This window comes from Paenibacillus sinensis, assembly GCF_019904155.1.
GTDB lineage: Bacteria > Bacillota > Bacilli > Paenibacillales > Paenibacillaceae > Paenibacillus_AQ > Paenibacillus_AQ sinensis.
Genome location: NZ_JAHCMB010000070.1, coordinates 40898 through 52392, shown reverse-complemented (window position 1 = coordinate 52392; position 11495 = coordinate 40898). Strand labels below are relative to the sequence as shown.

Genomic DNA, 11495 nt, shown 5'->3' with positions numbered 1-11495 from the left:
AGCGCATATTATTTTATGCGCTTTTTTTTGTTGTTTAATTACAAGGGCAACAACAGAGAGGTGACTTACAATAGAAAAATTGATTCAATTTCTCTAGGTTATCATGTTTTGGATTCTTTGCACCACAACCGTGATGGCAATTGAGAATGCTGACGCTTTGCTTCGATGTTGTTTTTCATTTATTATGATGGATGAATCACTAACTAATATGGAGGATAATCTTATGTCAAAAATCGAGACGACTGTAGTTAATCGCAAATTAGATATCATATCAGCAGCGATCGAGGTATTCGCGGAGGTCGGATACTTCCGTGCTACGACTGCACAGGTTGCAGAACGGGCGAAAATATCTCAGCCGTATATTTTTCGTTTTTTTCCGTCGAAGGAAGCTTTGTTACTGACGGCACTAGAGGTATCGTGGACTCGAGTAATTGATTCCTTCCGTAAGGTCGTGGAGTGTGCTTCGCCGGAACAGATGGAGATCGGTCTGATACAGGCCTACGTGGATATTGTGGATATGTTTGAGAATGAAGTGCTGCTTCAGATACAGGCTCAGACGATCCGGGAAGATTCGATTCAGGAAGCGATGCGCAATGGATACGGAGAAGTCCGCCGAATAGTTTTGGACGCTTTCCGAACAGCTGGTATTCCTGATGCCGAGGAACGGACGATGCTTTTCCTAGCCCGAGGTGTACTCTGTAACATTTCGGTAGCGCTGGCAATGCCCGAATTAATGGACATATGAGGAGAGGGGATTAGTTTTTTGAAATTTATGACAACGCTTACTTTGATCTTGCATTGAGTAGCGACGAGTATTTGATTGTCAAAATCAGTAACTTTTGATGACCTGATTTCTTGGACGTATTGATATGGGTACAAAGTGGGGCAGGGCATGCATCAGAATCAAAGCGGCATTACCTTCAAGATCAGCGAGGTCTATGATGCAGCCGTTGGGATTGGGATCCATCGAGGTCCAGTCAACTTTTTGAATGTGAAGAACATCAATGTCCGGGATAAGGGCGTAACCCCAGACAAGCTCAGAGGGTACAACAACTCGGATGCTATGCAACATCGCAGATGCCATTGGTTTCCCGAATTAAAAGAAACGTTAGTGAATGCGAAAGGATGTCTCTCGTAATGAAAAATTCTCATTTTGTGATTGACTGATCAATAACAAGATGATAGGATGAATTCAGTAAGTGATTGATTAATAACAAAAAACTGCGAAATGAGGCTGATGAAAATGGAAAAAGCGATTGTTATTGGAGCGGCTGGAGGGACGGGATATCGGGGCGAGAGATCGTACGGATAGCGCAACAGGCTAGCGGCCAAGTTAATCCGGTCATACCCCTGGAAAAATCAGGATTATCGTTGAAAGGTATGGGAGTGCCGGTGATGAAAGGAGTCGTCGAGATGCCGTATTTAACCGAAGAGCCGCTGACGCTAAGCGGAGAAAAATACAAACGGTTCATCGGACCGATCACCATGACGACGTTCCAGAAAGGTATTACTTCGACTATCTTGTCATTGCAGGAGAGCAAGGCAGCTCTTGCATAATAGTAATTGATTAATCAATCATAAGGAGATGAAATAGGATGTCTAGATCGCTTAAGATAAAAACACTCACGATAAGCACTTTACTGGTAATCATTCTGATTGTTGGGGTCATTTTGTTGAGATTCTATACGAATTCCCAACGGACGACTATCGATGTCGACCGAAACGCTCAGGTTATCGTCGACCTTTCTATCGAAATCAACGCTCCGAAGGAGACTGTATGGCGGATACAAACCGGCATCGATCAATGGCCCACTTGGCAGAAAAACGTCTCCAAGGCGCGGTTATCTGGTCCGATCGCGGTGGGAAGCACCTTCCAGTGGGAGACTCACGGTCTAACCGTCGTCTCCACGATCCGTGAGGTCGATCCTATGCGGCGCATCGTTTGGGGGGGGCCAGCACAAGGTATCGAGGGCGTTCATGTATGGAACATCACTCCCACCGCCAAAGGTGTCGTCGTTCACACCACGGAGTCCTGGGACGGTCCGCCGGTCGCAGCCGATCCCGATGGCATGCGGGCGGCACTCACATCCTCCCTCAATGCATGGCTTGCCGATCTCAAAAAGACTGCCGAAGCTCAGAATTAATGAATCCGGAAGAAAGACTTAATTATAGCGGGAGAAATTATCAATCAATAATTTTTATTAGGAGGAATAATAGTATGAACCATTTGATCATCTATGCACATCCAAGAAAGAACAGCTTCAATCATGCGATTCTGGACACCGTGACCAAGAGCTATCTGCAAGAGGGGGATGCGGTTGTTGTCCGGGACTTATATCGCATCGGGTTTCAACCCGTGCTTGGATCGAGCGAAATGATAGGCGGAGTGGGAGAGGATGTCGTTTGTGAGCAATCTCACTTATCTTGGGCGGATCATGTCGTATTCATCTATCCGATCTGGTGGGCGGGAATGCCTGGTATTCTGAAAGGGTATATTGACCGCGTATTTGCGTACGGATTCGCCTTTAAGTACGATAATGGGGTTCAAGAAGGGTTGCTGAAGGGCAAGAAGGCGACTGTCATCCATACGCAGGATAAATCGAAAGAAGAATATGAAGCAAGCGGTATTGGAAATGCGATGCGTCTTACAATGGACGAATCAATACTAGCTTATTGCGGCTTCGAGGTGACTTCTCATCTCATATACGATTCGATGAATGCTTCGACCGTTGAGGAAAAGAAAGTCTGGCTTGCTCAGCTATCGGATCTTTTGCTCCATCCTCCGCTAACAAAATAAAAGTCAGTTTTGAAAGTTAGCCGCTATTTTCAAATAATAGTAATTGATCGATCAATCAATTTTAAGGAGAGATCTATTATGAGTTCAAAAGTTACACAGATGTCGGTAGCTTCAAGCGTTGCACCTTACCGCTGGTGGGCGCTCATCGCTCTTGCGCTTGCTCAATTTCTCGTTGTATTGGATGCGTCCATCGTCAACATTGCCCTTCCGTCCATGGGCGTGGAACTTCACTTGGATACGAATACGCTTAGTTGGGTGATCACGGCTTACGTATTGCCGTTCGGAGGGCTTCTGCTTCTGGGCGGTAGATTGTCCGATCGATACGGTCATCGAAGGGTATTTATCGCCGGGGTCGTCGGTTTCGCACTCGCTTCAGCGGCGGCGGGGCTCGCTAATTCCGGTGCATGGCTATTGACCGCAAGAGCGGTACAGGGTGCCTCAGCTGCCCTGCTCGCTCCAGCGGCTCTCGCTCTCGTCGCTAAGTTGTTCATGGACCCGCAGGATCGGGCGAAGGCTCTCGGCATCTGGGGAGCAGTCGCTGGCATAGGCAGCGCCGCGGGCGTATTGCTGGGGGGAGTATTGACTTCTTCATTGGGATGGTCATCTGTGTTCTACGTCAATGTTCCCGTAGGCCTTTTGGTTATTGCAGCAACTCCGTTTCTAATTACTAAAGATATGCCGGGTGAACGTGCAAGTCTAGATATGCCGGGAGCAATCACGGTTACCGCTGGTATCGTAACACTCGTAGCCGCGCTTTCCGAAACTGAACGTGTCGGTTGGACATCTCCGTTGACGTTGACGCTTGCCAGTGTATCTATCTTGCTGATCGCTGCGTTTGTCTTCATCGAGCAGCGTGCCAAAAACCCTCTCATGCCGCTAGTCGTATTTCGCAATAAATCAGTATTAGGCGGCAATCTAGCCATGTTCCTTATCGGAGGAGCTACGACGGGACTGTTCTTCGCACTGTCGGTCTACATGCAGCAGGTGCTTCACTATGATGCCATGAAGGCAGGGCTTACCCAGCTTCCACTTGCTGGAGCGCTTGTCGTGATAGCGGGTTCGATTCCAGCGCTTGTCAAGAAGGCAGGAACACGTCGGACGCTTGCCGTTTCGTTGCTTCTGTTCGCAGCAGGCTTGATCTGGTTGTCTTTGGCTCCGAGCGATGCATCATTTGTTGGTGATCTGCTTGGACCAAGTATCGTGATCGGTGTCGGCCTGGGAGGAGCATTCGTCGCAGGAACGGAGCTGTCGGTCCATGGCGTGGTAGACAACGAAGCGGGAATGGCGAGCGGCTTGGTCAATACGAGCCAGCAAATCGGAGGAGCCATAGGGCTTGCTGTGCTGGCGACCCTATCATCGACCCGGATAAGAGACTTGTTGGGTAAAGGAGTCTCGGAGCCGCAAGCGTTGACAGGAGGCTTCAGCTGGGCATTCTTCGGAGCTGCCGCCTTCGCGGTCATAGGGGCAATTATTGTCCTCAAGATTGTCCGACCTTCTTTATCACAAAAAGGTATTGATGAATCAATAACATCTCATCCATGTCAGTAACTACTCTGGGATAACTCAATCTTGTTGCCACGCAAAAACACCTCCAAGATTATCTCCTTATCTTACGACAAGGTTCCATTCTCTTGAAGGTGTTTTGATTTGTCTCAGGTTATGGGGGCGGGTCAGTACCCTTTATGAAGCCTGCTCGAACTGGCTGTTATACAGCTCGGCGTAGAAGCCGTTCTTGGCTAACAGCTCGTTGTGGCTTCCGCTTTCCAGAATGTCGCCGTCCTTCAGCACCAGAATGACATCGGCATTCTTGATGGTGGAGAGCCGGTGGGCGATGACGAAGGAGGTTCTGCCTTCCATCAGCCGGTCCATCGCCTGCTGGATCAGCAGCTCTGTCCGGGTATCAACCGAGCTTGTCGCCTCGTCAAGAATAAGCATCGGTGCATTTTTGAGCATAGCACGGGCGATGGTCAGCTGCTGTTTCTGGCCGGCGGACAGATTGACCTTGTCATTCAATACGGTATCGTAGCCGGCGCTCAAGGTCTGGATGAAATGGTGGAGGCCCACCGATTTGCAGGCATCCTGAATGTCCTGATCCGTGATGCCGGTTTGGTTGTACACGAGGTTCTCCCGAATCGTTCCTTCAAAGAGCCAGGTATCCTGCAGCACCATGCAGAACTGGTCATGGATGTTCTCCCGGGTCAGGCTGCTGATCGGAGTGTCGTCGATATAAATCTCTCCGCCGGTCAGTTCATTGAAGCGGATGAGCAGATTGACCAGCGTCGTTTTGCCGGCGCCGGTAGGACCGACGATGGCGATCTTTTGCCCCGGATGAACTTCGGTAGAGAAGTCCTTGATGACGGGATGATCCGTGCCTTCGTAAGCAAATTGCACATGCTCGAACTTCACTTTGCCCGTTGCAGCTTCCAGTTGTACCGTCTTCCGGCTCTCATCGGCCATTTCCTCGGCCTCCAAGAATTCAAAGACACGCTTGCCGGCCGCCGAAGCCGATTGCAGGCTTTGCGCAGCCTGGGCAATCTGGGAGAGGGGCTGGGTGAAGAAACGGACGTACATCATAAAGGCGACGATCACCCCGAAGGAAATATCTCCGTTCGTTGCCAATATAGCCCCAACCACACAGACGGCCACGAAGCCCAAATTTCCGATAAACATCATGATCGGCATCATCATGCCGGAGAGGAACTGGGCCTTGAACACACTGTTTTTCAGATTATGGTTCAAATCTTCAAATGCGCCGCGCATCTGCGCTTCGGCATTGTAGGCTTTTACAACCGTATGTCCGGTATAGACTTCCTCCACATGGCCGTTGATCTTGCCCAAATACTCTTGCTGGCTCTGAAAATACTTCTGGGACTTCTTCATAATGACGGCCATCAGGCCAAAGCCGATGATCGTAGCAACAACCGCTGTAGCGGCCATGATCCAATTCGTCTTGAGCATCATGACAATGGACCCGACGAACAGCGAGAGGGCAGTGACCAGCGTACCGACGCTTTGATTCAAGGCTTGCCCGATCGTATCCACATCATTGGTCACCCGGGACAGAATATCGCCGGTCGTTGATTTATTGTAATAAGAAATCGGCAGTCTGTTCATTTTGTGAGACAGATCGCTTCTTAAGCGTTTGGAGACCTTTTGCGTCACCGACGACATGATGAGTCCTTGCGATAGAGAGAGAACGGCGCTGATCCCGTAGATAATGACCAGAAAAAATCCAATGGAAGCGACGGCATCCAAGTCTATGCCTGTGGCGATGCCCTGGGTAATCAGGTCCGTCATTTCCGAGAGCTGATCCGGACCGAGCAAGGTTAACACAGTCCCTGCGGCCGCACTGAGTACGGCAATCAATACTACCGGAATATGATTTCGGCAATAGCGGAGAAGCTTGCTCCAGGTGCCGGGTTGTTTGTTGTGTGCAGTCATTATGCCAACTCCTCCTTGGACAGCTGCGAATAGGCAATCTCCTGATAGACGCCGCAGGTGTTCATCAATTCCTCATGTGTGCCCATACCGGCGATGATTCCGTCTTCCAGCACGATGATTTTATCCGCATCCTTAATGGTGCCGATCCGCTGGGCGACAATCAGCATCGTAGTTCCGCGGGCGCCCTTCTTCAGCTCGCTGCGCAGTTTGCGGTCCGTCTTGTAATCAAGCGCGGAGAAGGAATCGTCGAAGATCAGAATTTCCGGACGCCGGGCGATGGCCCGGGCGATGGACAGCCGCTGCTTCTGGCCGCCGGACAGATTGGAGCCGCCCTGAGCGATATGCGCGTCATAGCTTCCTTCCATGTTCTCGACGAAATCCGAAGCCTGGGAGGTGTACACCGCGTCCACCACTTCGACGGAAACATCGCTGCCGTTATCGCCAAATGCGATGTTGGAAGTCACCGTCCCGCCGAACAGCACCGCCTTTTGCGAGACATAGCCCATCTTGTTGCGAAGCGCGCCCTGTTCGTATTGATTGACATTGATACCGTCGACGAGCACTTCTCCTTCGCTAGCATCGTAGAAGCGGGGGATCAGGTTGACTACGGTGCTTTTGCCGCAGCCGGTCGAACCGATGAAGGCGACAGTTTCGCCTTTTTTCGCTGTAAAGCTGATGTCTTTGAGGACATAATCCTCCGCATCGGGATATTTAAAGCTGACATTTCTGAATTCAACCTCGCCGGCAAGCTTGGAAGGAGAGGCAGTCAGCGATCCGTTAGACAGGCTTGGCTTCGTATCCAGCACTTCGTTGATCCGTTTGGCCGAGACATGGGCGCGGGGCATTAGAATGAAGATCATGATCAGCATCATAAAAGCCATAACGACCTGGATCGCATAGGAGGAGAAGACGATCATGTCCGAGAACAGCCCCATTTTGGCACTCATATCGGCGGCTTGAATCAATGACGCGCCTACCCAATAAATAGCGAGGCTCAGACCGCTCATAATCATGGTGATGCTTGGCATGAGCACGGCCAGCACGCTGTTCGCGAACAGGTTCGTCCGGGTAAGCTCATGGTTGGCCTCGCCGAACTTGTCTTCCTGATAGCCTTCCGCATTATAGGCACGGATAACGCGCAGTCCGGTCAGGTTCTCCCGGGACACCCGGTTCAGGTTATCCGTCAGCTGCTGCAGCTTCTGGAACTTCGGCAGAACGAGCACGACGCAAATACCGACGATCAGGATGAGCACACCGACGGCAATGCCAGTCGTCAGCGACCACTGCCAGCTTCTTCCGGTAATCTTGAGCAGCGCCCACACCGCAAGGATCGGAGCCTTCACCAGCAGCTGCAATCCGATGACAATCAGCATCTGCACCTGTGTAATGTCATTGGTCGAGCGGGTAATCAAGCTGGCTGTTGAGAAGCTGTTGATTTCCTCCATCGAGAAGGATTGCACTTTATCGAAGAGCTTGGAGCGCAATCGGGAAGAGAAGTTGGCCGCGATCCGGGCAGCGATGCCGGCTACAACGATCGAGGTCGCCAGACTCCCGAGTGCACAGAGCAGCATCCAGCCGCCGGTGGATATAATTTCGCTCATTTCGCTTCCCGGTGTCTGAACAAGCCGGGTAATCTCGCTCATATAATCGGGCAATTCCAGATCCAGCCACACCTGGGCAACGATGAAGAGTATGCTGACGCCGAAGAGAGCCCATTCCTTCGGGTTCAAGTATTTAAGTATTTTGACCATAAGTCCGACTCCTTTGTGTGATGATGATTGTATGGTACCGGAAGAACATAAACTGAACGTTAACTTTTCTGAAAAAAGAAAAGAGCTTTGAAAAACCTCGCGGTTCTTTCAAAGCTCTGTTTAATTCAGATGTCTCCGGGGTTATTTTGAGGCTTCGGACGGCAGTGTGACGATAAATGCGGTTCCGCGGTCGGGTTCACTCTCGCAGACAATCGTCCCGCCATGCAGATTCACGATTTGCTGCACAATGGTTAGGCCAAGACCGTTGCCCGCCGCCGAATGGGATGTGTCTGCCTGATAGAATTTATCGAAGATTCTGGGGACGGTCTCCGGATCGATCCCGCTTCCAGTATTGCGGAAGACCATTTCCAGCAATCCTGCGGGTCGCTTCATCTCAATGGTAATCGTTCCATGCTCAGGTGTGAACTTGATCGCATTATCCAGCAGATTAAGCCAGACCTGATTGAGCAGCTCCTTGTTGCCGGACAGGGAATAATCATGGAGATGGAGATCGAGGTCCAGATGTTTCTTCTCTATTTTGGCAGCTAACAGCAGTACGCACTGGCGAATTTGCTCTCCGACGTTAACCATTTGCTTATCCGTCAGAATCGTCTGTGTCTCAATCTTCGACAGCTCCAGCACATTGGAGGCCAGCGAGGCGAGTCTGGCGGATTCCTCAATGACGATATCAAGGTATTCGTCCCGTTCTTCCCTGGATAGGTCATCGTATTTCAGGATTTCGGCAAAACCTTTGATGGAGACAATGGGCGTCTTGAATTCATGGGAGAAATTGTTTACGAAGTCGGTGCGCAAAATCTCGATGCCGCCAAGCTCCTCAGCCATCCGGTTAAAGTTCTCGGAGAGAATCCGGTATTCGGGAGGATTCTTCAAATGCAGACGCGCGGAGAAGTCGCCGGCCGCCAGCTGCTTGGTTGCTTCAATAAATTCGCGGATGGACTTAACCATCCTTCGGCTGGCAAAGCCGGATATCGTAGTCCCGATCATAATGCAGGATATCAAAATAATGATAGGCAGTACGATTCCGCCTCTGGCGATCTCATCATTAATCAATCCGAAAAAATGCGCCAGAAAAAACAGTACGCCGGTAATGACGACGGTAATGAGGAAAATAAAGAAAACCATCAGTGAAAATAAGACCGACAGGGTGATTTTTGCTCTGATCCATACGCCCAGTCTGCGCATCAATGCCGCACCGCCTTATATCCGAGACCGCGGACGGACACCAGCTCGAACTCGGGATATCCTTCGAACCGCTTCCGCAGGCGGTTGATATGCACGTTGACCGTAGTGTCCGTGCTTTCACTTTCCATCCCCCAGATTTCATCCATCAGCTGGATGCGGGTGAAGATGCGGTCCGGATAGGACAGCAGCTTGTACAGCAGGTAGAATTCTTTTTGCGGAAGGGTCATCTTCTCCTCGCCGCGCGTAACCGTCAAAGCATCGTAATCCAGCACCAACTTGCCTACAACCAGCTTCCGAGCACTGGCAATCTGGGAACGGCGGAGCAGGGCCTGAATCCGGAGCAGCATCTCCTCGGTATCAATCGGCTTGGTCATATAATCGTCGGTCCCAAGGCGGAAGCCTTTCTTCTTATCCTCTGGAAGATGCTTGGCGGTAGCCATCAGAATCGGAATCAGGCTGCCGGAATCCCGAAGCTCCTTGGCGAACTCGTACCCGTCCATGTTCGGCATCATAATATCAAGGATGATGAGGTCGATATGCTGCTGTTCGAGCACATCCATTGCCCGGACGCCGTCTTCAGCGGTGGACACCTGGTATCCCTCGCGTTTCAGCACGGCTTCAAGCAGTCTTCTGGCATGCCGGTCATCTTCCACAACTAAAATATGGATCATTGGGTTCACTCCAGTGATTTGATCATTTCATACACAGGATCAGCGCATCTAGCCTTATCATAACCACCACGAAGAGGGTTAGGCAAGAAATGTACATATTGACTTATTCAGAAATCCAGGATAAAATCACGGAGTGATTTAGTAAATTAGTAATTTAGTAAATCACTAAAATCAGTGAGGTGAAGACATGTTCTCCAATCGATATGTTCGAACGATTATCTTTTCTCGGGTCCTTCTGCAGCTGGGCATTTGGATTCGTAATTATGCCGTCCTTCTGTATGTTACCGATTTGACAAGCAATAGCCCGGTCTATGTATCCCTGATTTCGGTTGCGGAATTTGCTCCGATCTTTCTGTTTGGGCTTATCGGCGGGACCTTTGCGGACCGATGGCGGCCGAAGCGTACAATGGTGTGGAGCGATCTGTTGTCTGCCTTATCCGTCGCGGCAGTGCTGCTTGTTGTAATGAATGGCGGATGGATGGCGCTTCTTATCGGATCATTTATATCTGCGAGCCTCTCTCAATTCTCTCAACCTTCAGCCATGAAACTGTACCAGCGGCATGTACCGATGGAACAATTGCAAGCCGTGATGGCGATGTCCCAAACTCTTGTTGCTGTATTTATGGTTCTGGGTCCTATGATCGGAACATTCATTTTCATACAATTCGGTATTCATGTATCCCTGATCTTGACTGCAATTTTGTTCCTTGGGTCTTCAATCGTATTATCATCGCTCCCGCGCGACGCCGAAGAGGCAGCATCCGGTGGAACAGGGAGCTTCATGAAGGAGCTGATGTCCGGACTGCGGTATGTCGGTTCCAATCAAGCTCTGAGAACGCTCAGCATGACGTTCGCTGCTGTCGGTCTCGCATCTGGCGTGACCCAGCCCCTTCAGATTTTCATCGTCATCGAGAAATTGGGGCTCAGCAAGCAATTCCTGCAATGGCTGGTGATGGCCAACGGGGCAGCAATGCTGGCAGGCGGCATGATAATCATTGGGATAGCCAAAAAGGTGAAGCCGCAGCTGCTGCTTATGATAGGGCTGCTGGTCACCGCAGTCTGTACAATTGGAATAGGCGCATCGTCCAATTTAGGGATAACAATCATTCTGTTAGTGATCAGCGGTTTGTTCTACCCTTGTATTCAAGGCGGAATTCAGACGCTAATTGTGCGGAATACGGAAGGGGCGTTTATTGGCCGGGTATCCGGGGCGATCACGCCTGCCTTTATGGGGATGATGGTCATTGGCATGCTCATATCCGGCTATATGAAGGAAACCTTTTCCTTGCTTGCCGTGTACGTGGTGAGCGGTGGCTTGATTATTGCCGGTGCACTTCTGCTAATCCCGCTTACTTTTGAGAGAACAAAGAAGGCCGAGAGCGGCCGGACAGCATAACGGGTAGGAGAATTATTTGAAGCAATGAATCGGTTGTAATACGGATTAACGAACATGAACTGTTGTTGAGAATAATGGAGTAGCCCCGCCTGGATCCTTTGATCTTTGCGGGTTTTTTTGGTCTGAAACTTGGCTGATATTAAAACGGGGGCATGTTGGCTCTTGCCGGAATAGCGGTATGTGTTCTACTATATGCTATAAATCATATAAAACCAATTGGTAAAAAGGTATTTATA

Annotated in this window: 11 protein-coding genes; 6 read left to right on the top strand and 5 right to left on the bottom strand. The window is 50.2% G+C overall.

What is annotated here, in order from left to right; genetic code table 11:
• Positions 1–223: 223 nt before the first annotated feature.
• Complete coding sequence (locus KIH86_RS09360; RefSeq protein WP_223084161.1) at positions 224–745, top strand: TetR/AcrR family transcriptional regulator; 522 nt, start codon at positions 224–226, stop codon at positions 743–745.
• 84 nt (positions 746–829) lie between these two features.
• On the opposite strand, the gene KIH86_RS09355 is transcribed toward KIH86_RS09360, so the two are convergent.
• On the bottom strand, positions 830–1084 hold the full coding sequence (locus KIH86_RS09355; protein ID WP_223110410.1) for a hypothetical protein: 255 nt from the start codon (positions 1082–1084) through the stop codon (positions 830–832).
• Positions 1085–1203: 119 nt separating this feature from the next.
• Between KIH86_RS09355 and KIH86_RS09350 the strand changes: the two genes are divergently transcribed.
• The 4 genes from KIH86_RS09350 to KIH86_RS09335 all read left to right on the top strand — a co-directional run bounded on the left by KIH86_RS09350 (position 1204) and on the right by KIH86_RS09335 (position 4345).
• Positions 1204–1557 (top strand): Rossmann-fold NAD(P)-binding domain-containing protein, encoded by a 354-nt coding sequence (locus KIH86_RS09350; protein WP_407672258.1) that lies wholly within the window; start codon positions 1204–1206, stop codon positions 1555–1557.
• A gap of 38 nt (positions 1558–1595) precedes the next feature.
• Positions 1596–2144, top strand: coding sequence for an SRPBCC family protein (locus KIH86_RS09345; protein ID WP_223084160.1), 549 nt, complete (start codon positions 1596–1598; stop codon positions 2142–2144).
• A gap of 74 nt (positions 2145–2218) precedes the next feature.
• The gene (locus tag KIH86_RS09340) at positions 2219–2797 is read left to right on the top strand and encodes an NAD(P)H-dependent oxidoreductase (protein ID WP_223084159.1); all 579 of its coding nucleotides are present in this window, start codon (positions 2219–2221) and stop codon (positions 2795–2797) included.
• A gap of 78 nt (positions 2798–2875) precedes the next feature.
• A complete protein-coding gene (locus KIH86_RS09335) occupies positions 2876–4345 on the top strand; it encodes an MFS transporter (RefSeq protein WP_223084158.1) in 1470 nt (489 codons plus the stop codon).
• Positions 4346–4477: 132 nt separating this feature from the next.
• Here the strand turns inward: KIH86_RS09335 and KIH86_RS09330 are convergent, their stop codons facing one another.
• The 4 genes from KIH86_RS09330 to KIH86_RS09315 form a co-directional block, all read right to left on the bottom strand.
• Positions 4478–6238: an ABC transporter ATP-binding protein gene (locus tag KIH86_RS09330; protein ID WP_223084157.1), complete on the bottom strand. Its 1761-nt coding sequence runs from the start codon at positions 6236–6238 to the stop codon at positions 4478–4480.
• The gene (locus KIH86_RS09325) at positions 6238–7989 is read right to left on the bottom strand and encodes an ABC transporter ATP-binding protein (protein ID WP_223084156.1); all 1752 of its coding nucleotides are present in this window, start codon (positions 7987–7989) and stop codon (positions 6238–6240) included. Before KIH86_RS09325 ends, KIH86_RS09330 begins: the two co-directional genes overlap by 1 nt.
• A gap of 141 nt (positions 7990–8130) precedes the next feature.
• On the bottom strand, positions 8131–9192 hold the full coding sequence (locus tag KIH86_RS09320) for a HAMP domain-containing sensor histidine kinase (RefSeq protein WP_223084194.1): 1062 nt from the start codon (positions 9190–9192) through the stop codon (positions 8131–8133).
• Entirely contained in the window at positions 9192–9863 is a 672-nt protein-coding gene (locus tag KIH86_RS09315; RefSeq protein WP_223084155.1) for a response regulator transcription factor, read from the bottom strand. The genes KIH86_RS09320 and KIH86_RS09315 overlap by 1 nt, the downstream gene beginning before the upstream one ends.
• 187 nt (positions 9864–10050) lie before the next feature.
• On the opposite strand from KIH86_RS09315, the gene KIH86_RS09310 reads away from it, so the two are divergent.
• The gene (locus KIH86_RS09310) at positions 10051–11259 is read left to right on the top strand and encodes an MFS transporter (RefSeq protein WP_223084154.1); all 1209 of its coding nucleotides are present in this window, start codon (positions 10051–10053) and stop codon (positions 11257–11259) included.
• Positions 11260–11495: the final 236 nt, after the last annotated feature.